We start from the raw sequence: 24989 nt of genomic DNA, 5'->3' as shown, positions 1-24989 counted from the left end.
TCCTTGACACAGACACATATCGCGATACGCGGCGCGCGCGAGCATAACCTCAAGAACGTCTCGCTCGACATTCCGCGCGAAAAGCTCGTGGTCATCACGGGCCTGTCCGGCTCCGGCAAATCGAGCCTCGCCTTCGACACCATCTATGCCGAGGGCCAGCGCCGCTATGTCGAAAGCCTGTCGGCCTATGCGCGCCAATTCCTTGAGATGATGCAGAAGCCGGACGTCGACCTGATCGACGGCCTTTCGCCCGCCATCTCCATCGAGCAGAAGACGACGAGCCGCAATCCGCGCTCCACCGTCGGCACCGTCACCGAGATTTACGATTACATGCGCCTTTTGTGGGCGCGCGTCGGCGTGCCCTATTCGCCCGCGACCGGGCTTCCCATTGAGAGCCAGACCGTCAGCCAGATGGTGGATCGCGTGCTTGAATTGCCCGAGGGCACGCGGCTTTACCTGCTCGCGCCGATGATTCGGGGCCGGAAGGGCGAATATCGCAAGGAACTCGCAGACCTTCAGAAGCGCGGCTTCCAGCGCGTGAAGATCGACGGCACGTTCCACGAAATCCCGGACGCGCCGGCCCTCGACAAGAAGTTCAAGCACGACATCGACGTGGTGGTGGACCGTATCGTGGTGCGCGGCGATATCGGCACGCGGCTTGCGGACAGCTTCGAGACTGCGCTCGAACTCGCGGACGGCATCGCCATAGTGGAATTCGCCGACGCGCCCAAGGCCGAGCCGGAAGCGGACGGCGGCGGCAAGAAGAAAAAGGCCGCGCAGAAAGCCGACGAGCCGCGCCGCATCACCTTCTCGCAGCGCTTCGCCTGCCCCGTTTCGGGCTTCACCATCGACGAGATCGAGCCACGCCTGTTCTCGTTCAACAACCCGTTCGGCGCCTGCCCGAAATGCGACGGCCTCGGCACGGAATTGAAGTTCGAGCCGCAGCTCGTCGTTCCCGATCAGTCGCTTTCGCTGCGCAAGGGCGCGATCGTGCCTTGGGCGCGCACCGGCAACACCTCGCCCTATTACACGCAGACGCTCGACGCCATCGCCGCCCACTTCAACGTCTCCATGGAAACGCCGTGGAGCAAGCTGCCGAAAAAGGTGCAGGACACGATCCTGTTCGGCTCCGGCGGCGAGGTGATCGCCTTCACCTATGACGACGGCATGCGCACCTACACCACGCGCAAGGCGTTCGAGGGCGTCATCACGAATATCGAGCGGCGCTGGAAGGAAACGGACAGCCAATGGGTGCGCGAGGAGCTTTCGCGCTACCAGTCGAACCAGCCTTGCGAGGAGTGCAACGGCTTCCGCCTGAAGCCGCAGGCGCTCGCGGTGAAGATCGACGGCCTGCATATCGGCGAGGCGTCCCGGATGTCGATCAAGGCGGCGAACGACTGGTTCGCGACGCTGTCGGGCAAGCTCACGCCGAAGCAGAACGAAATCGCGACGCGCATCCTGAAGGAAATTCGCGAGCGGCTGCGCTTCCTGAACGACGTCGGCCTCGATTACCTCGCGCTCAGCCGCAACTCGGGCACCCTGTCCGGCGGCGAAAGCCAGCGCATCCGGCTCGCCTCGCAGATCGGCTCGGGCCTGACGGGCGTGCTGTATGTGCTCGACGAGCCGTCCATCGGCCTCCACCAGCGCGACAACGCGCGGCTGCTCGACACGCTGAAGCACCTGCGCGACCTCGGCAATTCGGTGATCGTGGTCGAGCATGACGAGGACGCGATCCTCACCGCCGATCATGTGGTCGACATCGGCCCAGGCGCCGGCGTCCATGGCGGGCGCGTGATCGCCGAAGGCACGCCCTCCGAGATCAAGGCGCACCCGGAAAGCCTCACCGGGCAATATCTTACGGGTAAACGAGCGGTGCCGCTGCCGACGGCGCGCCGCAAGATCGACAAGCGCCGCATGCTGACGGTGCGCGGCGCGCGCGGCAACAATCTGAAGGACGTCACCGCCTCGATCCCGCTCGGCTGCTTCACGGCGGTCACGGGCGTTTCGGGCGGCGGCAAGTCCACGCTCCTCATCGAGACGATCCAGAAGGCGGCATCCCGGCGGCTGAACGGGGGAGGCGAGACGCCCGAACCGTTCGACGCGCTCGACGGCATCGAATTTCTCGACAAGGTCATCGACATCGACCAGTCGCCCATCGGCCGCACACCGCGCTCGAACCCGGCCACCTATACCGGCGCGTTCGGCCCCATCCGCGACTGGTTCTCGGGGCTGCCCGAGGCGAAGGCGCGCGGCTATCTGCCGGGGCGCTTCTCGTTCAACGTAAAGGGCGGACGCTGCGAGGCTTGCCAGGGCGACGGTGTCATCAAGATCGAGATGCACTTCCTGCCGGACGTCTATGTGACGTGTGACGTCTGCAAGGGCCACCGCTACAATCGCGAGACGCTCGACATCAGGTTCAAGGGCAAGTCCATCGCCGATGTGCTCGACATGACGGTGGACGAGGCGGCGGAGTTCTTCAAGGCGGTGCCGTCCGTGCGCGACAAGATGGAGACGCTGCAACGCGTCGGCCTCGGCTACATCAAGGTTGGTCAGCAGGCGACGACGCTGTCGGGCGGCGAGGCGCAGCGTGTGAAGCTGTCGAAGGAGCTGTCACGGCGGGCAACCGGCAAGACGCTGTATATCCTCGACGAGCCGACCACGGGGCTGCATTTCCACGACGTGGCGAAGCTGCTCGAAGTGCTGCATCAGCTTGTGGACGCGGGCAACACGGTGGCGGTGATCGAGCACAATCTCGAAGTGATCAAGACCGCTGACTGGGTGATCGACCTTGGGCCCGAAGGCGGCGACGGCGGCGGCCGCATCGTGGCGGAGGGGCGCCCGGAGGACATCGCCGAGGCGGAAGCGAGCTATACGGGGCGGTTCCTGAAGGAACTGCTCCAGCGCCGCCCCGCAGCGAAAGGGAAGGCGAAGGTGGCGGCGCGGGCTGCGGAGTAACGGGAGGACAGATGGCGGGCTGCTGCGATAACGGTGTTTGCGAGGGGGACACTCGTCGGGGCGACCCTTCCTTCAAGCGCGTCCTGTGGATCGTTCTTTTCATCAACGCCGTCATGTTCGTCGTGGAAATCGTCGCCGGTCTCGCAGCGGGGTCAGCGTCCCTGCAAGCCGACGCGCTGGACTTCCTTGGCGACACGGCGAACTATGCGATCAGCTTGTTCGTCGTCGGGATGGCGCTGCGGTATCGCAGCATGGCAGCGCTCGCCAAAGGTGCGACAATGGGGCTGTTCGGCCTCTGGGTTATGGCAACCGTGGTATGGCATCTGCAAGCGGGAACGGTGCCGGCGCCGCAGACGATGGGCCTGGTCGGCGTTGCCGCGCTCATCAGTAATGCGATCTGTCTCGCGCTTCTCTATGCCTATCGCAACGGCGAATCGAATATGCGCTCCGTGTGGGTGTGCTCGCGCAACGACGTTCTGGGCAACGGTGCCGTGCTGCTGGCGGCACTCGGCGTATTTGGAACCGGCACAGGCTGGCCCGATCTGGTCGTAGCCGCGATTATGGCAGCACTCGGGTTGCAAGGCGCGGCCGTCGTTATGCGGCATGCCACGGCCGAACTGCGTGCAGCGAACCGCGCAGGGCGAACGGCGGCTTCGGTGGAACCCTCGGCCAGCAGCCCGTTTTAGAAACGCCGGGCCGTAGCCACGCACGCCGAGCATTCGTCAACGCGCAGCCTTGCCGGAATATCGGCCCTGTGGGCCTTTGCGCCTTAGCCCCTTTGCTGTTTCATGCAGGCAGGATGGACGCCCGGTCATGCTCTGAGACGGGCGGGGAAAGATCAAGGCGCCCAATGGTGGCCGCCTCATGTGGTGTGCGTCCCGGCTTAACGCTCTTCTGATGCGGGGGCATCGCCTGTCCTCGCTTGTTCAGTCCTCGTCGCCCACCTGATATTTCCGGGCCAATACCAGTGAGTTACCGGATTTTCTCCCAAGTGGCCGCCACTGTCGGGGCCACGCATTTTCCCTTCTGATAGAACTTGCCAACGCCGCATTTGCCCGGCGCGGGCTTGACCTTCTTGACCGCGACCGGCGCAGGACAGTCGCCGCAAAGGTAATTCCAGAACGGGCCGTTGAACGTGGTGATCGTGTAGGCCTGAACGCATTGCGCGCTGGCCGATGAAATTGCGCCGGCGCAAGCCATGGCAAGACCGGCGAACAGCGCGGTTTTAGCAGGACGCATGACGGTTCCCCCGCTTCGAATAATCAACACGTGCGAGGATAGGGGAGAAGCGATAAGGGCCAGCTAAAGCGTGATCGGCAATTTTATGTGCCTGATCAGCTTGTTATATGATCGCATCGCGGCTGGGAGCGCCTGTAGCGCCAGACGCGCCAGGGTGCCCAGAAGGGGATTTCTTGCGTCCGTAGATCGGGCGCAGGATCGTAACCCGAACTTCCCCATGGATGACAGCGGAGGATGCGCCCAATGGTGAGCCAGCCGCCGAACCACGCGCCGTTCTTGTCGATTGCGTCGAGAGCGTATTGCGAGCACGTCGGCATGTGGCGGCATCGCGGCCCGATGATCGGCGAGATCGCATATCGATAAACGTAAACCGGCGCCTTTACGACCGTCTTCAGTAATGTGGGAAGATCGACTGTCACGCCTTAGTCTTCGAGGGAGACGGTTTCGAAGCGGATGGAGCCGCTCGCATCCTTTACCGTCAGCGTCGCTTCGCGCCGCGCGAGCGCCCGCAGCTCGTTCAGGCGCTGGTCGAGATCGTCGGCAGAGCGGATCGGCGCGTGCGCCGCTTCGACCACAAGCTCCCCCGGATTGAGATTTCCGTGCGCCACGATCCGGCTTTCGTCGGCCGAAACGACGGCGCCTTCGGCGTCAGCCGAAAGGCCAAGCCTGGAGCGGCTATCCTCGGACAGTGACTCGAAGCTGATCTTTCCGAGCCTCTGCCGCTTGGCTTTTTGCTGTGCGGGTGGCAGAACACCCGACCAGTCGGCCTCGATCATGCGGCCAACCTTGACCTTGACCGTTTTTCTTTCGCCGGCGCGCTGGATCAGAACATCGGCGTCTTCGCCCACATTGGATTGGGCGATGAAGCGCGGAAGCTGGCGCGCATGTTTTACGGGCAAGCCAGCGAAGGCCAGCACCACGTCGCCCTCCTGCAAGCCTGCGGCTTCGGCGGGGCTTCCCTTGTCGACGCGAGCGATCAGCGCGCCCTCGGCATGGGAGAGATGAAGATGTTCCGCGATATCGTCGCTCGGCGTTTGCAGACGCGCGCCGATCCAGCCCCAGCGAATTTCGCCGTGCTTGCGCAATTGTTCGACAATACGCTTCGCGGTGTTCGAGGGAATGGCGAAGCCGAGGCCGATGCTGCCGCCCGACGGTGAGAAAATCGCCGTGTTTATGCCGATGACCTCGCCTCGCGTATTAAAGAGCGGGCCACCGGAATTGCCGCTGTTGATCGAGGCATCGGTCTGAAGGAAATCGTCATAAGGCCCGGCGCTGATGTCGCGGCCGCGCCCCGACAAAATACCCGCCGTTACGGTGCCCTTGAAGCCGAACGGATTGCCGACGGCTATCACCCAATCGCCAATGCGCATTTGCGACGAGTCGCCGAACGAAACGGGCGTCAGCGGCCTCGACGGCTTCGGCGTGATCTTGAGGACGGCGATATCCGTCTTGGTATCGCGTCCGACGATCCTGTCGACCTTCACCTCGGAGCCATCGGGCAACGCGACAAAAACCGTGTTGCCATCCTCGATGACGTGATTGTTGGTGACGATGATGCCGCTCGCGTCGATGATGAAGCCCGAACCGACCGAAGTTTTCTGGAGCACGCTCTGCCCCCCCTTCGGAGCACGCGAGCCCTCGCCTCGGCTTCGCCGGGCTCCCGACGCGCCGATTTCCTCCGTGACCTGGGCCGACACGCTTACAACCGAATTTCGCACACGCGCGGCAACATCGGAGAAGGACTCGCCAGATTTCATCTCGACTGCGAATACGGGGGGCGGGGCGGCAAAACTGCCGAGAGCCAGAAGGCTTGCCCCAAGAAGCAGCCGGAGATGATGGTGGATCGCCATTAGCCTCACCTTAAAACACACGAGACAACGCTGCAAACCGCGCCATGCCCTTCGGGTTCCGAAACCAGCGGCAGATGCGGTGGGAATCCGTGCCTGCCTATAAGGTGAGACATAAAGGCGTCGAGTGCAATGTCCATGCACTCGACGATAGGTAGTGAAAGGAAATATTCCGTTTTCAACCCTTGATTCAGCGCACCGGGGGCGTAGCCGCGGCGGCGCTGGACCCTGTCTGTCCGGCAGGCGAAGGCGTCCTGACGCTTCCGGGTGCCGCACTCATAGGCTCATTGAAATAACGGAAGAATTCGGACGAGGGCGACACCACGATGCGGGTGTGGCTGCCCTTGAGCGATTCTTCGTAAGCCTGCATGGAGCGGTAGAAGGCGAAGAAATCGCGGTCGCGACCGAATGCGTCGGCATAGATGCGGTTCCTTTCGGCATCGCCTTCGCCCCGGATGCGCTCGCCGTCGCGATTCGCGTTGGCGGTGACGACGGTCACTTCCTTGTCGGCGGTCGACCTGATGCGCTGCGCCTGCTCGGCGCCCTGCGCGCGCAGTTCGGCGGCTTCACGCTGACGCTCGGTCTGCATGCGGCGGAAGATGGCCTGGCTGTTCGCCTCCGGCAGGTCCGCGCGGCGGATGCGGACATCGACGACTTCGACGCCGAAACCGCGAACGTCGTTGTTCACGAAAGCGAGCGTCTGCTTCATGAGCCCCTCGCGCTGATTACGCACGAGATCGATGAAGGTCGCGCGCCCGAGCACGCTGCGGATCGTCGAATCGACGATGGCAGTGAGACGCTGACGCGCGGCAAGTTCGTTGCGGAAGGCCCGGTAAAACGCGAGCGGATCGCTGATCCGGTACCGGGCGAAGGCATCGACGATGATACGCTTCTGGTCGGCTGCGATCACTTCCTGCTCCTCGGTCTGAAGATCGAGGATACGCCGGTCGAACTGCACGACCGTCTGCACGAACGGCAGCCGCCAGTAAAGGCCGGGGTTGTCTATCGTGCGGACCGGCTCGCCGAATTGGAGCACGAGCGCGCGATGTGTCTGCGGCACGATGAACGCGGAGAAACCGACCGCGATGACCAGGCCCGTCGCAAGGAGAATGAGGAATCCCACAATCGCGGTTCTCATCGCTGGCCTCCGGTCTGGGTGCGCTGAAGTTCGTTCAAGGGAAGATAGGGCACGACGCCGTTGGTTCCGGATTTCTCATCGATGATGATCTTGTCCATACCGCCCAGCACACGTTCCAGCGTTTCGAGATACATGCGTTTGCGCGTCACATCGGGAGCCTTCTGATACTCTTCGAAGACCTTGAGGAAGCGCTCTGTCCGGCCCTTGGCCTCTGCCACCGCCTGCTCGCGATAGCCCTGCGCGCCCTGAAGGATGCGCTGCGCTTCGCCTCGGGCTTCCGGCACGACGCGGTTCGCGTAGGATTCCGCCTCGTTTCTGAGGCGCTCCTGATCGGCGCGCGCGGCCTGAACGTCGCGGAAGGCCGCGATGACCTCGCTTGGCGGATCGACCTTTTGCAGATTGACCTGTGTGATGTTGATGCCGGACTTGTAGCTGTCGAGTGTGCGCTGGATGAGCGTCTTGACCGACTCCTCGATGTCCTGCCTGCTCTTCGTGAGGATGGGCTGGATATCGTTCTGGCCGATCACCTCGCGCATGGCGCTCTCGGCTACTGCCTTCACGTTCGGACTGGCATCGAGGCTGTCGCCCTGATTACGCACGTTGAAGAGGTAAGCGGGCGCGTCCTTGACGTTCCAGAAGACGTTGAAGTTCAGTTCCACGATGTTTTCGTCGCCCGTCAGCATGAGGCTTTCCTCATTGCGGGCAGAGGAACGGATCGCGCCGAATGGCCCTGTCGGGCCGCTCGAAAAGCCGACCTCGACGCGGTTCTGGCGTGTGAACGGAACGATGGTCACTTCCTCGACGGGATAAGGCCAGCGGAAATTGAGGCCGTTCGAAAGCTCGCGGTCGTATGCGCCGAAGCGCTGCACGACGCCGCGTTCATCCGGATTGATGCGCACCGTGAAGCCGAAATAGCCGACTGCGGCAGCGAGCACGAACAGGAGAAGCCCGATGCCCGCGAAGCCGACACCGCCCGGCACGGCCTGGCGCAGCTTGTCCTGACTGCGGCGCAGGATTTCTTCGAGATCGGGGGGAGGCGAACCACCGCCGGCGGGGCCTTGTCCCCAAGGGCCGCCGCTCGGACCGCCCTTCCAGCCTCCGCCGCCACTCTGATTCCACGGCATAATGCGTTTTCCTTTACCATCGGCGGGTTTAGCCCCGCTTCGCCCCGGCCAGCGGGGCCAGAATTCTGCTCGTAACAGGGTGTTCGAATGTGGCCCGCGTTTGACAATCGCGTGTCAATTTCGGGGCGGCCGCCACATTCGGGTGCGGGGCCGGACACACTCGGAAGGTGTTCCGCATATGGCTTCCGCTATCGCTCGCGTCAAGCGCGCGAGGACCGCTCCAGCGTAAGATCGGTCACCGAAAACTCGTCGGACTCGCTCGCGGGCCATTCCTCTCTGGACACAACGAGCCATTCCTCTTCCGGCGGCGTTCGCCAGTATGCGTCGCCGGACGGCGAGGCGTGGACGCGGGCGAGATGGATTCGATCGACGAAGGGCAGGGCGATGGCGAAGATTTCCGCGCCGCCGATGACGAAAGCCCCGGCCACGCCGCGCTCTTCGGCACGCGCACGGGCGAGGTCGATCGCGTTCGCCATCGACGTCGCCGTGAACAAACAGGGCTGCGGAGAAATGGCTGCCGGATCGCGCGTCAGGACGATGGAATCGCGGCCGTCGAGCGGCTTGCCGATGGAGGCGAACGTCTTGCTGCCCATGATGAGGGGATGGCCCATCGTGAGCTTGCGGAAGCGCTTGAGATCGCCTTTCAACCGCCAGGGCAGCTTGCCGTCGCGGCCGATGACGCCGTTTTCGGCGGCCGCCACCACGAGCGCGAGAGTGAAAGACCGCGCCTTGTTCATACCGCCACGGGCGCCTTGATCGCCGGATGGGGATCGTAGCCTTCGAGCTTGAAGTCGGCATACGTGAAATCGAAGATCGAGCGAACCTCGGGGTTGAGGGTCATGCGCGGGAGCGGGCGCGGCGCTCTGCGAAGTTGCTCGTCGGCCTGCTCGATATGGTTCAGGTACAGGTGCAGGTCGCCGAAGGTGTGCACGAAGTCGCCGGGACGCAAGCCCGTCACCTGCGCCGCCATCATGGTCAGGAGCGCGTAGGAGGCGATGTTGAAAGGCACGCCGAGGAAGATGTCGGCCGAGCGCTGGTAGAGTTGGCAGGACAGGCGGCCGTCCGCAACGTAGAACTGGAACAGGCAGTGACAGGGCGCCAGCGCCATGCGCGGCAGGTCCGCCGGGTTCCACGCCGAGACGACGAGGCGGCGCGAATCGGGATTGGTGCGGATTGCATGGATGACGTCTGCGATCTGGTCGATGGCGCCGCCGTCGCGCGCGGGCCATGACCGCCACTGCGCGCCGTAGACGGGGCCAAGGTCGCCATTCGCGTCAGCCCATTCGTCCCAGATCGAGACGCGGTTTTCCTTGAGATACGCGATGTTTGTATCTCCCGCGAGAAACCAGAGCAGCTCATGGACAATCGATTTCAGGTGCAGCTTCTTGGTCGTGACCAGCGGAAAGCCGGCTTCGAGATCGAAGCGCGCCTGACGCCCGAAGAGGCTCAGCGTGCCCGTACCGGTGCGGTCGTCCCGGCGGGTGCCCTGGTGGCGTACATCACGAAGGAGGTCGAGGTAAGTTTGCATGGCGTCAGAATACGCGATTCCTTGAAGGGCGAGGCGAGGCCCTGCTGCGAATTGCATCAGAACGGCCCATTGGGTGCAAGAGAAGCGGTGAAACCGCAGGCGTCGATACGCGTTTTTCCCAAGAGGGCACTTTGTCGCAATGGGTCCTTATACCTGAATTCTTTTTTATTTTCCGTGCGGCTTGAAACGCGGTAGGCGGTTCTAAGTTCTTTAAGGTGACGTTTAGAATTATTGTGTTTCACGCGATTTTCTGATTGAAACACACGCCATCAGAGTGACCTTAAACGGTGCAGGTGAAACTATGAAAGCAGTCAAAATCGCCATGGTCGGCGCAGCTCTCGTCTGGTCGGCTTCGGCATATGCCGCTGGCGATCCGGTGAAGGGTGAGCAGGTCTTCAAGCAATGCAAGATCTGTCACCAGGTTGGCCCGACGGCGAAGCCGGGCGTCGGCCCCGTGCAGAACAACGTCGTCGGCGCGAAGGCGGGCTCGCGCCCGGGCTTCAACTATTCCGACGCGATGAAGAACTCCGGCCTGACGTGGGACGAAGCCACCCTCGACAAGTATCTCGAAAATCCGAAGGCTATCGTTCCGGGCACGAAGATGGTGTTCGTCGGCCTGAAGAACCCGCAGGATCGCGCGGACGTCATCGCGTATCTCGCGACGCAGCACGGCCAGTAAGCCGCTGTCGGTTTCGGAAAAAGGCACCCGCGAGGGTGCCTTTTTTTGTTGCCCCGGACGGCTTGGGCCCGCCCATCGGGCGAGACTGCCCGCGCGCGCCTTGTGGCCGCGCCGCCGTCCTCGACGAAATCAGATCGAGCTGGCGCAGAGAAGCTGATCGACAAGACAAATCTGCCGAGCGCGCGGCGTTTGATTTGCCGCATGCCCGAGAGCGCTGGCGCGATTTTCGGCACGCGCTTGGCCCAGCTCTCCGGCGGAAAGCTTGTTTTACAATCAGGAGGTCAGGTCGGCTTTCTGAACCGCTTCACCATGTCGAACACATGTGAAATCCCGGCTAGCGTGACGAGCGCGAGCACCGGCAGCAAGGGCGACGTTTCCGTCCAGGCGAGACGGACCGCCAGCATGAGGAAAAAGCCGGACGCGAGGTAGGCGAGATCGGACGGGATCGCAGAAGCCTCGTTCCTCCGAAAGCGGAACGCCGCGATGACGGCCGATTCCACCAGAACGAGCACGAGAATGATGTCGAGAAGCGTCGTCATGGCGCAGCCGATTTGTGTAAGTGAAGTGCAGCCCCGAGGCGGAGCGGAATTTGGGGGGGAACGGACAGGAAGGGCAGGGATGGCCGGGCGTACCCGGCCACGTTGACGCTATTGCGCGACGATCTGCGGGTTCAACTGAACCACTGTGTAATTCAGGAAGCCCGCGAAGGTCACCCATGCAAGATAGGGCACGAGCAGCCAGCTCGCCGTCTTCGAGTAACGCGCCAGAACGACGATCGGAATGAATACCGAGGCCCAGAGCGCGCCCACCTCGATCAACGCCCAGTCCGGCCGATGAAGCCGAAAGAACAGCAGGCTCCAGAGCAGGTTGAAGAACGCCGTACAGAGGAACAGGAGGACGATTGTCAGCCTGTCATCGCGGGTGGGAGCCTCGCGCCACGCGTAGACGGCGGCAAGCGCGGTGAAGGCATAGATCACCGTCCACGCCGGTCCGAACGCCCAGTCCGGCGGCTGCCACGACGGCTTGTTGAGCGAAAAATACCAGGAAGAAAGGTCGGTCGTCAGCGCTCCCAGGCCGCCGACCACCATGGCCAGCAAAAATGCGATTCCAAAGGGCTTCCAGAACCCCGGCCGGGGCCCTGCCAGCGCTTCCGCGGTGTCTGTGTGTGTATAAGTCACGTTCGTACCAATCCCAGAAGGTGAGCCAGATCCTTGAAGAAGATCCTAGCATGGGCAACAGGATTGGAGCGAACTAGTTCCTTATGCATGTATGACTGCCAGGTGAGGCGCTGAACGTCCTTGTCCTGACAGATGTTCACGAAGCGTTCACGGCGCTTGTCGTTGCGGTACCAGAAGTGCTGCATGATTTCGAGCACCCAGAAAATCCTTCCGTGCTCCTTCATGAAGCGCTTGCGGGCAGTGGCGAGCGCCCTGGCGTCCGCAGTCTTGAGGAACTCTGCTACCGCTTCTGCCGCGAGTCGGCCGCCCAGCAGAGCGTAATAGATGCCCTCGCCCGAAGCCGGGGCAACCACGCCGGACGCATCGCCCGCGAGCACCACGTCGCGGCCATTATCCCAGCGTTTCAGAGGCTTGAGCGGAATGGGCGAGCCTTCCCAGCGCAGCGTCTCCGCATGCTCTTCGTCGAGGCCCACATGCTTGCGCAGGTCCGCCACCGCCTGACGCATGTCGAAACCCTTGATCATGGTGCCGGTGCCGATGCTGACCGTGTCGCCGTGCGGGAAGATCCAGCCGTAGAAGTCAGGCGACAGCTTGCCCTGATAATAGACGTCGCAGCGCGTTGGATCGTAGTTCGTCAAACCGCCGACCGGAGCCTTCACAATTTCGTGATAGGCGTATACGAGCGGCACCTTCTTCACGTCGGGCAACGCCTGCTTGGCCACTTCCGAGTTCGCCCCATCGGCGCCGATGACGGCTTTTGCGGTGACGTTGACGCGATCCCCTTCGGGCGTCTTGTAGGTGATGACGGTGCGACCCTTGTCGTCGCGCGAATACTTCTCGAACTTGCCTTTGCGGCGCTCGGCACCAGACGCCGCTGCGCGGTTCCGCAGCCATTCGTCGAACGTGGCGCGGTCCACCATGCCGACGAAGCCGCCGTCGATGGGCATGTCCACTTCCTTGCCGGACGGCGCAACCATGCGAGCCGAGGTGATGCGCGCAACGAGGCACTCGCCGGGTATGGCGAAGTCCTTGATGGCTCGCGGCGGGATCGCGCCGCCGCAAGGCTTGATGCGGTGCCCCCGGTCGAGCAGAAGCACGTGATGGCCCATCCGTGCGAGATCGTTTGCTGCCGTTGCACCGGCGGGGCCGCCGCCGACCACGATGACGTCGAATGTGTCAAGATCGGTCATTGTCAAACTTGCTCCGGATGGACCCGCAACGGGGCGTTCGTCTGGTGAGAAAGCTCTGTATCGCGATGCGATTCGGTTGGGGCTTGGGCGGCCGCGGTCAGCCGGAAGGCGAGGTAGGTCGAGAACGCGAAAAGCACGCCCTGAATGATGAACAGCAGAGAATAGGCGGCTGCGGCGGAGCCGAGCGCGACGCGTGCGATATCGACCGAAGCCGTGCCCACGACGCCGCCGAGCCCGAAGGCCACCGCTTGCGCCGCGCCCCACATGCCCATGCGGACGCCCTCGCGCGAACCCTTGCCGATGCTCGCCATGGAAATCATGGTGCCGATGGCGGCCACAGCGTAAATGCCGTTTGCCACGCCGAGCGAGAAGACGACGCTCTTGAGAAACCCGCCCTCGGCGCCGAGACCGACGGCTGCGAGCGCGAAAAGCCCGGCGGAAGAGGCGAAGCATCCGCCCGCCACCCAGTACCGCCCGAGAGAGTTACTTTTGGCGGAGAAGATGCCGAGGAGCCCGCCCGCCACCATGCCGAGCACAATGCCCGCGCGATGAGAGCCGAACAGCTTTGCCGTCTCGGCTGGCGTCAGGCCGAAGACCGAGCCCGCGAACGGTTCGAGAAGCAATTCCTGCGCGCTGAAAGCGAGCATGGAGATGAAGATGAAGATCGTCATGCGGCGCGCGTCGCGCTCTGACAGAACGTCCTTCATGGCTTCGATAAAGCTGTGGGCCGGCTTTTCCTTCGGTTTCTCCGCCGCGTCGACCACGCGCCGCTCGACGCCCCAGATGGCGAGGACGGCAATCGTAAATGCGATGGCCGAGATCGAGGCGCTGACGGCTATGAGCCGTTCCATCGAGAAGGGGGCGAGCATGAAGCCCGCGAAGCCCGCCGCGAGCGCGGTCCCGCTTATCATCAATGTCCAGACGATGGCGGCGGCGGTAGCCTTGCGGTCGGGGGCGGTCGACTTGGCGACGAGGACGAGAAGCGATGTTCCCGCCGCGCCCGCGCCGATGCCGATGCCGATATAGGCAAGGACCGCGCAGGCGATGCCTGCCGTCGTGTTCGTGGACATGAGTGCAATGGAACCGGCCGCGCCGACACCCGAAAGCGCGAGAACGGCCATGCCGCCGATGATCCACGGTGTGCGCTTGCCGCCCTTGTCGGAGCCGTGGCCCCAGCGCGGGCGGAGCATTTCGGCCGCGTAGTGGATGCCGAACAGCAGGCCCGGCAATGTCGCGGGAAGCAGAAGCTCGACCACCATAACCCGGTTCAGCGTCGAAGTGGCGAGAGCCACGATGCCGCCGAGCGACATCTGTACGAGTCCGAGGCGGACGATGCCAAACCAGCCGAGCGTCGTGGACATTTACATCTGACCCTGCAACAACGGACGCAATGCGAAAGCCGTGACGAGCATCCCGAGCACGTAGAGCGTGGTGCCCGTGGCGTTGTACCAGATCGCCTGCTCGCGCGGGTTTCCGAGGAAGCGGCGCATCAACACGAACTGCGCGACGAGAAGCGCCGAGACGATGCCCGCGTGCCACAGGCTGTCCCACGAGACGAGAAGGCCGATCACGATCACCTGCGGCAACGCCATGACGACGCAGGCGAGCCAAGCGGCGTTGCGAACGCCGAGCTGCACGGGCAGGGAGCGCACGCCCATCTTGATGTCGCCTTCGACAGACTTGAAGTCGTTCAGCGTCATGATGCCATGCGCGCCGAGGCTGTATAGAAGCGCGACCGTCAGGATGCGCCAGTCGGGAAGCGCGGCGGCAATGATGGCGGCGGCGGTAATCCACGGCAGCCCTTCATAGGCGAGCCCGCAGGCGAGATTGCCCCACCAGCCGTTCTGCTTCAGGCGGAAGGGCGGCGCGCTGTACATCCACGCAAGGATGAGGCCGAGGGTCGCCGCGGCGAAACCCCAGAAACCCAGCGTGGTCGCAAGGATCAGCGAGAGGATCGTCCATGTGACGGAGATATAGAAACCCCAGTTTCCGGGCAGTCGCCCGGACGGGATGGGCCGGTTCGGCTCGTTGATGGCGTCGACGTGGCGGTCGTACCAGTCGTTGACGGCCTGGCTCGTGCCACAGACCATGGGGCCCGCGAGCAGCACGCCCGCGACCACGATCTGCCAGTTGCTGCCGAAGCTGAAGCCTGAAGAGATCAGTCCGCAGCCGAAAGCCCACATGGGTGCGAACCACGTGATGGGCTTCATGTATTCGAGGATGGTTGCAAAGTCGGGCCGGTTCATGGCCGGACACTAGATTTTACATTGGCGCCTGTCAATTTGGGTTTACAGGCGGTATCGCTGGCTGAGGCAAAAAATCCTATCCGGCTGAAGCTTGTCGGAAGAAGCGCAATTTCGCTGTTTCAGCGTCAGCTCTATTCGCCGCTGCCTTCCGGTTGCAGATCGCCGAGCCCGTAGCGGCGAAGCTTCACATACAGGCTCTGGCGCGACAGCCCCAGCATTTCCGCCGCCGAGGCCCGATTGTCGCCGGTCAGTTCGAGCGCGGCCTCGATACAAAGCTTCTCGATGAGGTCGCTCGATTCGCGCACGAGATCCTTCAGCGAGACGCGCCCGACAAGTTCGGTCAGTTGATCGACGGATCGCGCGAGGTTCGCCGGGCGCGCGGCCTTTTGCTGTGAGGCTCGTGTCGCGGACGAACGAATGACGAAACCGAAACCGGGCTGCTGCCCATTCGGCACGGACACGGCGGAAACTTCGACATCTTCCAGCGAGCCATAGGCTCCATTGACGATTGTCGGGAAGCCGCGAACGGAGCCGTGCTCGCGAAGGTTGGCCATCAGCACGTTCATGTCGACGCCGGAGCGGCCAAGCCAGTTTTCGAGAGCATGGCCCTGCGCCTGCTCGGGATTTGAAAGCTGCGCGAGATCGAGAAAGGCGGTGTTGGCGGAAAGCACGCGCCCATCGGCATCGGTCGTGACGAAGCCTTCGGGCAGCCGTTCGAGAATTCTGTCGAGCATGCCCGTCTTGCCGGGCATGCATTCGCACACCTGAGGATCGACGGGCGCGATCCGCGCGAGGATGAATGCGCTGGCCCCTTGCCGGAAGAACGAGCTTGAAAAGGTGAAGCGCCGGTCGAGACCCGCGAGCCGCAAGACGACACTGTCGCCCGCCCCCGTGGAGCGGACGGTTGCGAGAAGGTCATGAAGCGCGGCGGCGTCGGCCGGATCGACGAGGTCGACGAGTGTCTGCGCGGTGAGCTTCTTCGACGATTCGCCGATCAGCGTCTGCGCGGCGGGGTTCACCTCGGTGATGCGGCCGGACCAGGCGTCTGCGATGACGATGGCTTCCGACGCGATCTGAAAGAGCAGCCGGTAACGAAGCTCGGACTGCCTCAGCCGCGCGTAATCGCGTTCGATCGAAAGCTGTGCGTCGACGAGTTGCTGCTGGAGGCTCGCCAGCGCGCGAAGGTCGCGTCCGAAGGCGACGATGCGGCCGTCGGAGCGAATCTGGAGCGCGGAATAACGCACCGGCACGAGATCGCCGCCGGGTGCGGTGTGGTTGACTTCGCGCCACCGTGTGGGAACCTTGAGCGCGGCCTCGCGGAGCAGTTCCTCAACCTTGTGGCGGCTTTCCGGCGTCACGGTGTCGACCCAGGGCACACCGATCCATTCGCCGAAACCGGCGTTGGCGAGGTCTTCGCTGCCGACGGCGATATCCTTGACGATGCCGCTCTTGTCGACGACGAGCGCAACATCGGCCGCGGCGGAGATCAGCCTCGCGATGACGCTGGCGTTCAGCGAACCAAGCGACTTCTTCGGTGCCTGAAACGAGTTCACGTTGCGAGAGACCAGGATCTCCATTGTTGCGCCAAATATCCTCTCGCCTCGCTAATTACGCAGAGGCTTCTGCGCGAGTAAGGTTCGCGCCCGCAAGACAGCCAAACGCCCGTCGGTGGCAAATGCGTCGGCTCCAACCCGCTCCACCAAATCAGGCTGCTGAAGGAACACCGCGCCGCCTACAAGCACGCCGATATCGCGGTTGCACGAGTGCCGCCGGACACTTCGGATCAGCGACGCCAGCCGATCCAGAAATCGCTCCGAACTGAGAGAGAACCCGGCGACGGCGAACCATTGCCTGCCGACTAAGTGGGTAATTTCCTCGCTCGAGTCAATCTGTCCCCCCCACACATCCCAACCGTCGCGGCGAAAAAAAGATTCGACCACGAACAATCCCAGCGTGTGCTGGTCGCCGGGCGTGGAGGCAAGGAGCGCGCGCCGTCCGTGATGCCAGATTTGCGCGTTGAATTCGTAGGAAACGGCGCGTGTCCGCAGCAGTTCCCGAAGGCGCGAAACGGCAATCGTCACCTGCGTGAAGCCGCAATGGTCGGATTCCCAGAGATGCCCGAGACGAACTGCCGCAGGTCCAAAAAGGCCGAGAAGGATGGTCTCCGGTTCGTAGCCCTCGTCGCGCCTGCGGTCGAGGAAGGCTGACGCGCCCGAGCCGTCGGGCGACAACAGGAGAGACGTGAAGCGCTCAATATCGCTCGGGGTGAAGTCTCCCGCGTCAGCCGCTGCGGGCTTTATGGGCATGCCGGATTGAAGAGCAACAAGAAGCCGTGAAATGGTCTCACCCTCTCATCGTTTGGCAAGTCCTCCGGTTCGAACCGGTGACGAAGAGGGCCACAATCCTGCGCCTTCACGTCAGCTTGCCTTTTCCTCCTGCCGGCGATAAGTGACACGATCTTCAAGCCCGGCGTAACACCCGGTCGACGATCGCTTGTATCGATGGGGTGAGACTTGGGCGAGGCTTACGCTGAAAGGGATGCGTTATTCAAACGAATTCCGCCAGCCGCCAGCGCACTCTGCGCCCAGCGTTCTCCAAACGACACAGCTTAAGGTAACTGTAAATTGGGCGTTACGTCAAGTTTTGTTGACAGTCCATTGACACCAGTTCTAAATGCCAGCGACTTTTTGTGGGGATAGCGCATGCAACAAAAGCTGGGCAAAAAACCGCGACGCCCGCTTTACACGCCTGAAGAACGCATCCGCCGCGACGCCTCCCCCTGGACCATCGTTCAGGGCGTGCTCGCGCCATTGCAGTTTCTCGTCTTTCTTGTAAGCCTTGGGCTTGTGGTCCGCTATCTCGCGACCGGCACGGGCGAATATGCGGCGACGGTGTCCATCGTCGTCAAGACGCTGGTCCTGTATACGATCATGATTACCGGCGCGATCTGGGAGAAGAAGGTTTTCGGGCAGTATCTGCTGGCGCCTGCCTTCTTCTGGGAAGACGTGATGAGCTTCCTCGTCATCGCGCTCCACACCGCCTATCTTGCCGCTCTCGTCTATGGTGTGTTCGATACGCGGACGCAGATGTTCATCGCGCTCGCGGCCTACACGGCTTACGTCGTGAACGCGGCGCAATTCCTTCTCAAGCTTCGCGCTGCCCGCCTCGACGAGGCGAGGGCCGCCGCCGAACCGAAAGCCGCAGTCGAGCCGGAGATGGCGCAATGAGCATTGAAAACGCCGTCGCTGACGCTGGTTGTCAGGACCGGCAGGTTCGTCACGAACGCGGCCAGCGCGCCGTTTTCTGCGGGCTTACCAGCATCGTCTGGCTGCATCGCAAGATTCAGGATGCCTTCTTCCTTGTCGTCGGCTCCAGAACCTGCGCGCATCTGATCCAGTCGGCCGCCGGTGTGATGATCTTCGCGGAGCCTCGCTTTGGCACCGCCATTATAGAAGAACGGGATCTGGCGGGCCTCGCCGACATGAACGAGGAACTCGACCGCGTGGTGAACCGGCTGCTGGAACGCCGCCCGGACATCAGGATGCTGTTTCTCGTCGCCTCATGCCCATCCGAGGTGATCAAGCTCGATCTCGATCGCGCGGCGCAGCGGCTTTCGGCGAACTTCGCGGGCAGCGTCGGCATTTTCAGCTATTCCGGCAGCGGCCTCGACACGACCTTCACGCAGGGCGAGGACACCTGTCTCGCGTCGCTGGTGCCGGTTCTCCCGGAAGCGGGCCGGGACGCCCCTCGCTCGCTGATGGTCGTCGGCACGCTTGCGGATGTGGTGGAGGATCAGTTCGCCAGGCTTTTCCGCGACATAGGCCTTGAAAATGTGCATTTCTTCCCGCCGCGCGACAGTCAGCATCTGCCGCCGGTCGGCGAGAACACCCGGTTTCTTCTCGCGCAGCCATTCCTCACGGAAACCGCTCGCACACTTCAGCGTCGCGGCGCGCGGCACATCCCGGCTCCGTTTCCGCTGGGCGAGGAAGGCACGACAGGCTGGCTGCAGGCTGCGGCGAGAACCTTCGGCGTGCCGGACGAGCGCTTCGAGGCCGTTGTCGCCGCGCCGCGCGAACGCGCAAGACGGGCGCTCTCCGCGCACAAGGCGAAGCTCGAAGGCAAATCCATCTTCTTCTTCCCCGATTCGCAGCTGGAGGTGCCCCTCGCGCGCTTCGCGAGCCGGGAACTCGACATGACGCTCGCGGAGGTGGGCACGCCCTATCTTCACCGCCAGCATCTTGCGGCGGAACTCGATCTGCTTCACAAGGACGTCGTGATCTGCGAAGGACAGGACGTCGAACGCCAACTCGACCGTTGCCGCCAGGCGCGCCCCGATCTGACGGTGTGCGGCCTCGGCCTTGCCAACCCGCTCGAAGCGGAAGGTCTCGCAACAAAATGGTCGATCGAGCTTCTATTTACGCCGATCCAGGGCTACGATCAGGCTGGCGATCTCGCGGAGCTTTTCGCGCGGCCGCTGAATCGTCGCGGGCGGCTGGAGGTTTAACGGATGCAACTCACCGTATGGACCTATGAAGGCCCGCCGCATATCGGAGCGATGCGCGTCGCCACCGCGATGACGGGCGTTCATTATGTCCTTCATGCGCCGCAGGGCGACACCTACGCCGACCTTCTCTTCACAATGATCGAGCGCCGCGACAAGCGTCCGCCCGTCACCTACACGACATTTCAGGCGCGCGATCTCGGCACCGACACGGCGGAACTGTTTCAGGCGGCGCTTGCCGAAGCCTACGAGCGGTTCAAGCCGCAGGCGCTGCTCGTCGGCTCGTCATGTACGGCCGAACTCATTCAGGACGACCCCGGCGGTCTCGCCGAAGCGCTCGGCCTGCCGGTTCCCGTGATCCCGCTCGAACTGCCCGCCTATCAGAAGAAAGAAAACTGGGGCGCGGCCGAAACCTTCTATCGTATCGTCCGCACCCTCGCGGGTCCGCGTCAGGGGCAGGAGCGCCCGAAGAACGAGCGTCCCCTTGCGAATCTCCTCGGCCCGACCGCTCTCGGCTTCCGCCATCGCGACGACATCCTCGAAATCACGCGCCTTCTCGACAGCATGGGCATCGGCGTCAACGTGGTAGCGCCGCTAGGAGCCTCGCCCGCCGACATCCAGCGCATTCCCGACGCGGATTTCAACGTCGTGCTCTATCCCGAACACGCGCTGTCGACCGCGCAGTGGCTGGAGCGCGCTTTCAAGCAGCCCTATACGAAGACCGTGCCCATCGGCGTCACCGCGACGCGTGCCTTCATCGCCGAGGTCGCCCAAGTCGCCGGCGTGTCCGCAGACGTGACGGAGCGTACGCGGCTGCCGTGGTACTCCCGTTCGGTCGACTCGACGTACCTTACCGGCAAGCGCGTCTTCATCTTCGGCGACGCGACGCATGCGCTCGCCGCCGCCCGCGTGGCCTCGAAGGAACTTGGTTTCCAGGTCGTCGGCCTCGGCACCTACAGCCGCGAATTTGCCCGCGAGATCCGCGCCGCCGCCGCCGAATACGGGGTTCAGCCGCTGATCACCGACGATTACCTCGAAGTCGAATCGGCAGTCCGCGACTCCAATCCGGAACTCGTGCTCGGCACGCAGATGGAGCGGCATGTCGCCAAGCGCCTCGGCATCCCTTGCGCCGTCATCTCCGCGCCTGTCCACGTTCAGGATTTCCCGGCGCGCTATTCGCCGCAGATGGGTTTCGAGGGCGCGAACGTGCTGTTCGACACGTGGGTGCATCCGCTCATGATGGGCCTCGAAGAGCATCTGCTTCGCATGTTCCGCGAGGATTTCGAGTTTCAGGAGGCCCCCTCGCATCTCGGCGCTGCGCCGCAAGCCCCGAAGGAAGCGCCCGTCGCGCGAGAGGCTGCGGCCGCCACGGCTCAGGCGGCCGCAGTTGCGGTGGCCGCGCGGCCCGCGGAAAGCTCCGGCACGGCCGCAGCGCCGGTGTGGCTCGCCGACGCCGAGGCCGAGCTTCGCAAAATTCCTTTCTTCGTTCGCGGCAAGGCGAAACGGAACACCGAGCGCTACGCCGCCGAAAAAGGCATCTCGAACATTACGGTAGAGACACTTTACGATGCAAAAGCGCACTTCAGCCGCTAGCAGCACACCCGTGCGCTTCGTCATTGTAACGCTCGACAGCCATCTGGCGAGCGCCGTCGAGCGTGCCAAGGAGACGCTGGCAGACGAACTGCCGGGCCTTCGCATCACGCTTCACGCCGCGAGCGAGTGGGGTCAGAACCCCGAGCTTCTCGACGAGTGCCTCGACGACATCCGCGAGGGCGACATCATCCTCACCACGATGCTGTTCATCGAGGAGCACATCAAGGCGGTGCTGCCCGCGCTCGAAGCGCGCCGCGACCATTGCGACGCCATGATTGCCTGCATGTCGGCGAGCGAAGTCGCGCGCGTCACCAAGATGGGCGGCTTCAACATGGACGGCTCGGACAAGGGCGTCCTGTCGCTTTTGAAGAAGCTGAAGCCGAAGAAGAAGGAAGGCGAGAGCCAACCGGCGAACGCCGGCGCCAAGCAGATGGCCATGCTGCGCCGCCTGCCGAAGATCCTGCGCTTCATCCCCGGCGCCGCGCAGGACGTGCGCGCCTACTTCCTCACGCTGCAATACTGGCTCGCCGGTTCCGACGACAATATTGCGCACATGGTTCGCTATCTTGTGAACCGCTATGCGAGCGGCCCGCGCCAGGCTCTGCGCGGCAAGATCAGCGCGGCCGAGCCGGTGGAATATCCCGAGGTCGGCGTTTATCACCCGACGCTTAAAAATCGCGTCGGGCACAGCATCGACGAACTGCCGCACGCAAAGGGCAGCGACAAGGGCACGGTCGGCGTGCTCGTCATGCGTTCCTACGTGCTCGCGGGCAATTCGCTCCATTATGACGGCATGATCGAGACGCTGGAGAAGCGGGGCTTGAACGTGATTCCCGTCTTCGCGAGCGGCCTCGACGCGCGCGAGGCGATCGAGCGTTATTTCATCGAGAACGGCAGGTCGAAGATCGACGCGCTCGTCTCGCTCACCGGCTTCTCGCTCGTCGGTGGTCCGGCCTATAATGACGCCAAGGGCGCGCAGGAAATTCTTGCGAGGCTCGACGTCCCTTATATCTCCGTCCAGCCGGTCGAATTCCAGACGCTTCAGCAATGGGCGGGCGACGTTCGCGGGCTTATGCCCGTGGAAAGCACTATGATGGTGGCGATCCCCGAACTTGACGGCGCCACGGGTCCGGCGGTGTTCGGCGGCCGATCCGACTGCACCGACGCGCCTTGCCCCGGCTGCGAACTCGGCTGCGTCTTCCCGGCCTCGACCGCCCGCGACATGCATTCCTGCGTCGAACGCGCCGATATGATCTCTTCGCGTGTCGAGCGTCTGATCCAGCTTCGGAAGAGCGCGCGCGCGGAGCGAAAGCTCGGCGTCGTGATGTTCTGTTTCCCGCCGAATGCTGGCAACATCGGCACGGCGATGTCGCTTGCGGTGTTCGAGTCGCTCTACAACACGCTTCAACGGCTGAAGGCGGAAGGCTACACCGTCGAGCTGCCCGAGTCCGTCGATGCGCTGCGTGAACGCGTGATCGGCGGCAATTCGGCCCGTTACGGCACGCCCGCCAACGTGCTGGCCCGCATCCCGGTTAACGATTACATTCGCGCCGAGAAGTGGCTGCCGCAGATCGAAAAGGCGTGGGGCGCCGCTCCCGGCCGCCAGCAGACCGATGGCGCGACGGTGTTCGTGCTCGGCGAGACGTTCGGCAATGTGTTCGTCGGCATCCAGCCCGCGATGGGCTATGAAGGCGATCCGATGCGCTTGCTGTTCGAGCGCGGTTTCGCGCCGACGCATGCCTTCTCGGCGTTCTACCGCTGGCTGCGTGACGATTTCGGCGTGCACGCGCTGCTGCATTTCGGCACCCATGGCGCGCTCGAATTCATGCCGGGCAAGCAAACCGGCCTCTCGGGCGACTGCTGGCCGGACCGGCTCATTGGCGACCTGCCGAACTTCTATCTCTATGCGGCGAACAACCCGTCGGAAGGCACGCTCGCGAAGCGCCGCAGTGCGGCGACGGTCGTCAGCTATCTGACGCCGCCCGTCACGCAGGCGGGGCTTTATCGCGGGCTGCTCGACCTCAAGGCTTCGGTGCAGCGCTGGCGCGAGTTCACCCCCGAGACGGTCGACGCCGAGAAGGAAGCACTCGCCGCGCTCATTCAGGCGCAGGCTTCCGCCGTCGATCTCGCCGAAGCCGAGCCGCAATGGCCTGCGGCCGAGGTCGAAGGCAAGGTGGCGGCGCTCATCAATGCCGTGATTGAGCTTGAAGAGACGCTGATCCCGCATGGCCTCCACGTGGTTGGAAAGCCGGCGACCGACGACGAGCGGCGCGACCTTCTCGCCTTCGCCGCCGAGGCGCTCGACGGTTTCAGCCCGCCTCACGATCTGATCCGCGCCGTAGCGGGTGGCCAGTCGCCGGAGGAGGCGCTGAAGCGCGCGGGGCTCGAACGCTCCGAGCAGAATATCGCCAAGCTCGCCAAGCTCGCGGAGATGTACAACCACCTCGGCGAGGACGCGGAACTGCCCGCCATCGTGCGCGCGCTCGACGCCCGCTACATCCGCCCCGTCGCGGGCGGCGACATCATCCGCAATCCCGACATCCTGCCAACCGGCCGTAACATCCACGGCTTCGACCCCTTCCGCATCCCGAGCGTGTTCGCGATGAAGGAAGGCGAGAAGCAGGCGGCGCGGCTCCTCGACCGCCATATGGCGGAAGGCAACGCGCTGCCCGAATCGGTCGCGTTCGTGCTCTGGGGCACCGACAACCTCAAGACGGAAGGCGAGCCGATCGCGCAGGCGCTGGCGCTCATGGGCGCGCGCCCGCGTCTTGACAGCTATGGCCGCGTGTGCGGTGCCTCGCTCGTGCCGCTCGAAGAACTCGGCCGCCCGCGCATCGACGTGGTGATGACCATGTCGGGCATCTTCCGCGACCTCCTGCCCTTGCAGATGAAGCTGCTCGCGGAAGCGTCCTACGAGGCCGCCATCGCGGACGAGCCGCTCGACAGGAACTTCATCCGCAAACACGCGCTCGCCTATCAGACGTCGCAAAACTGCGACATGGAAACGGCCTCGCTTCGCGTTTTCTCGAACGGAGACGGCGCTTACGGCGCGAACGTCAACCTGCTCGTCGACTCGGGCGCATGGCAGGACGAGGACGAACTGGCCGAGACCTACAGCCGCCGCAAGTCGTTCGCCTACGGACGGCAGGGCAAGCCGATGGCGCAGCCCGCGCTCCTGAAGACGATGCTCGCGGACGTCGATCTCGCCTATCAGAACCTCGATTCGGTCGATCTCGGCGTGACCACCATCGACCAGTATTTCGATACGCTGGGCGGCATCACGCGGTCGGTCAAGCGCGCGAAAGGTGGCAAGGATCTGCCCGTCTATATCAGCGACCAGACGCGCGGCGAGGGCAAGGTGCGCACGCTTTCCGAGCAGGTTTCGCTTGAGACGCGCACACGGGCGCTCAACCCGAAATGGTATGAAGGCATGCTGGAGCACGGCTATGAGGGCGTGCGCCAGATCGAGGCGACCGTCACCAACACGATGGGCTGGTCGGCGACGACAGGGCAGGTCGATCCATGGGTCTATCAGCGCCTCACGCAGACCTATGTGCTTGACGAAACGATGCGCAAGCGGCTCGCGGCCTTGAACCCGACAGCGACCGCGCGCATGGTGAACCGTCTGAACGAAGCTTACGAACGCAACTACTGGAAGCCGGACGACGAGACGCTCGACGCTCTTCGCAAGGCGTCCGAGGAACTCGAAGACCAGATAGAAGGGGTTGGCATGGTAGAGGAAGCCGCATGAGCATGTACACGCGCATACCG

Annotated in this window: 21 protein-coding genes; 7 read left to right on the top strand and 14 right to left on the bottom strand. The window is 63.5% G+C overall.

All coding sequences use genetic code 11. From position 1 onward, the window contains the following. Window positions 1-3 precede the first annotated feature (3 nt). Both uvrA and EK416_RS04175 read left to right on the top strand, forming a co-directional pair. Window positions 4-2955 (top strand): excinuclease ABC subunit UvrA, encoded by a 2952-nt coding sequence (gene uvrA / locus EK416_RS04180; protein ID WP_127076210.1) that lies wholly within the window; start codon window positions 4-6, stop codon window positions 2953-2955. 11 nt (window positions 2956-2966) lie between these two features. Next, entirely contained in the window at window positions 2967-3641 is a 675-nt protein-coding gene (locus EK416_RS04175; RefSeq protein WP_127076209.1) for a cation efflux transmembrane domain-containing protein, read from the top strand. Between the two features lie 286 nt (window positions 3642-3927). Here the strand turns inward: EK416_RS04175 and EK416_RS04170 are convergent, their stop codons facing one another. The 7 genes from EK416_RS04170 to EK416_RS04140 all read right to left on the bottom strand — a co-directional run bounded on the left by EK416_RS04170 (window position 3928) and on the right by EK416_RS04140 (window position 9831). Next, entirely contained in the window at window positions 3928-4194 is a 267-nt protein-coding gene (locus EK416_RS04170) for a hypothetical protein (protein ID WP_127076208.1), read from the bottom strand. A gap of 95 nt (window positions 4195-4289) precedes the next feature. Then, window positions 4290-4613 carry a membrane protein insertion efficiency factor YidD gene (gene yidD, locus EK416_RS04165; protein WP_127076207.1) on the bottom strand — a complete coding sequence of 108 codons (324 nt, stop codon included), beginning with the start codon at window positions 4611-4613 and terminating at the stop codon, window positions 4290-4292. A gap of 3 nt (window positions 4614-4616) precedes the next feature. Further along, window positions 4617-6044, bottom strand: coding sequence for a trypsin-like peptidase domain-containing protein (locus tag EK416_RS04160; RefSeq protein WP_127076206.1), 1428 nt, complete (start codon window positions 6042-6044; stop codon window positions 4617-4619). A gap of 187 nt (window positions 6045-6231) precedes the next feature. Beyond that, the gene (hflC, locus tag EK416_RS04155) at window positions 6232-7179 is read right to left on the bottom strand and encodes a protease modulator HflC (protein ID WP_127076205.1); all 948 of its coding nucleotides are present in this window, start codon (window positions 7177-7179) and stop codon (window positions 6232-6234) included. Further along, entirely contained in the window at window positions 7176-8303 is a 1128-nt protein-coding gene (gene hflK, locus EK416_RS04150) for an FtsH protease activity modulator HflK (RefSeq protein ID WP_127076204.1), read from the bottom strand. Before hflK ends, hflC begins: the two co-directional genes overlap by 4 nt. 200 nt (window positions 8304-8503) lie before the next feature. Then, window positions 8504-9040: a dihydrofolate reductase gene (locus EK416_RS04145; RefSeq protein WP_127076203.1), complete on the bottom strand. Its 537-nt coding sequence runs from the start codon at window positions 9038-9040 to the stop codon at window positions 8504-8506. Beyond that, complete coding sequence (locus EK416_RS04140) at window positions 9037-9831, bottom strand: thymidylate synthase (protein ID WP_127076202.1); 795 nt, start codon at window positions 9829-9831, stop codon at window positions 9037-9039. Before EK416_RS04140 ends, EK416_RS04145 begins: the two co-directional genes overlap by 4 nt. A gap of 301 nt (window positions 9832-10132) precedes the next feature. Here EK416_RS04140 and EK416_RS04135 point away from each other — a divergent pair, with 301 nt between their 5' ends. After that, window positions 10133-10510, top strand: coding sequence for a c-type cytochrome (locus tag EK416_RS04135; RefSeq protein ID WP_127076201.1), 378 nt, complete (start codon window positions 10133-10135; stop codon window positions 10508-10510). 281 nt (window positions 10511-10791) lie between these two features. Here the strand turns inward: EK416_RS04135 and EK416_RS04130 are convergent, their stop codons facing one another. The 7 genes from EK416_RS04130 to EK416_RS04100 all read right to left on the bottom strand — a co-directional run bounded on the left by EK416_RS04130 (window position 10792) and on the right by EK416_RS04100 (window position 17430). Then, a complete protein-coding gene (locus tag EK416_RS04130; protein WP_127076200.1) occupies window positions 10792-11049 on the bottom strand; it encodes a hypothetical protein in 258 nt (85 codons plus the stop codon). A gap of 108 nt (window positions 11050-11157) precedes the next feature. Continuing rightward, window positions 11158-11688 carry a TspO/MBR family protein gene (locus EK416_RS04125; protein ID WP_210210967.1) on the bottom strand — a complete coding sequence of 177 codons (531 nt, stop codon included), beginning with the start codon at window positions 11686-11688 and terminating at the stop codon, window positions 11158-11160. Next, window positions 11685-12878 carry a geranylgeranyl diphosphate reductase gene (locus EK416_RS04120; RefSeq protein ID WP_127076199.1) on the bottom strand — a complete coding sequence of 398 codons (1194 nt, stop codon included), beginning with the start codon at window positions 12876-12878 and terminating at the stop codon, window positions 11685-11687. The genes EK416_RS04125 and EK416_RS04120 overlap by 4 nt, the downstream gene beginning before the upstream one ends. Before the next feature lie 2 nt (window positions 12879-12880). Then, a complete protein-coding gene (locus EK416_RS04115; RefSeq protein WP_127076198.1) occupies window positions 12881-14239 on the bottom strand; it encodes a BCD family MFS transporter in 1359 nt (452 codons plus the stop codon). Beyond that, a complete protein-coding gene (gene chlG / locus EK416_RS04110; RefSeq protein ID WP_127076197.1) occupies window positions 14240-15124 on the bottom strand; it encodes a chlorophyll synthase ChlG in 885 nt (294 codons plus the stop codon). It abuts the gene before it with no gap. Between the two features lie 131 nt (window positions 15125-15255). Then, window positions 15256-16701, bottom strand: a complete 1446-nt coding sequence (ppsR, locus tag EK416_RS04105) for a transcriptional regulator PpsR (protein WP_127076196.1) — start codon at window positions 16699-16701, stop codon at window positions 15256-15258. 27 nt (window positions 16702-16728) lie between these two features. Beyond that, entirely contained in the window at window positions 16729-17430 is a 702-nt protein-coding gene (locus tag EK416_RS04100; protein ID WP_127076195.1) for a cobalamin-dependent protein, read from the bottom strand. A 396-nt stretch (window positions 17431-17826) separates the two neighbouring features. Here EK416_RS04100 and bchF point away from each other — a divergent pair, with 396 nt between their 5' ends. From bchF to EK416_RS04080, 4 genes are read left to right on the top strand one after another with little or no spacing between them, the layout of a single operon-like run. After that, the gene (gene bchF / locus EK416_RS04095) at window positions 17827-18351 is read left to right on the top strand and encodes a 2-vinyl bacteriochlorophyllide hydratase (protein WP_127076194.1); all 525 of its coding nucleotides are present in this window, start codon (window positions 17827-17829) and stop codon (window positions 18349-18351) included. Further along, a complete protein-coding gene (locus tag EK416_RS04090) occupies window positions 18348-19628 on the top strand; it encodes a ferredoxin:protochlorophyllide reductase (ATP-dependent) subunit N (RefSeq protein ID WP_127076193.1) in 1281 nt (426 codons plus the stop codon). Before bchF ends, EK416_RS04090 begins: the two co-directional genes overlap by 4 nt. 3 nt (window positions 19629-19631) lie before the next feature. Continuing rightward, window positions 19632-21218, top strand: coding sequence for a ferredoxin:protochlorophyllide reductase (ATP-dependent) subunit B (gene bchB, locus EK416_RS04085; RefSeq protein ID WP_127076192.1), 1587 nt, complete (start codon window positions 19632-19634; stop codon window positions 21216-21218). Then, the gene (locus EK416_RS04080) at window positions 21193-24969 is read left to right on the top strand and encodes a magnesium chelatase subunit H (protein WP_127076191.1); all 3777 of its coding nucleotides are present in this window, start codon (window positions 21193-21195) and stop codon (window positions 24967-24969) included. The genes bchB and EK416_RS04080 overlap by 26 nt, the downstream gene beginning before the upstream one ends. The last annotated feature ends 20 nt before the right edge of the window (window positions 24970-24989 follow it).

Source organism: Rhodomicrobium lacus (genome assembly GCF_003992725.1).
Taxonomy (GTDB): domain Bacteria; phylum Pseudomonadota; class Alphaproteobacteria; order Rhizobiales; family Rhodomicrobiaceae; genus Rhodomicrobium; species Rhodomicrobium lacus.
This window is presented reverse-complemented; position numbering and strand designations above follow the sequence as displayed.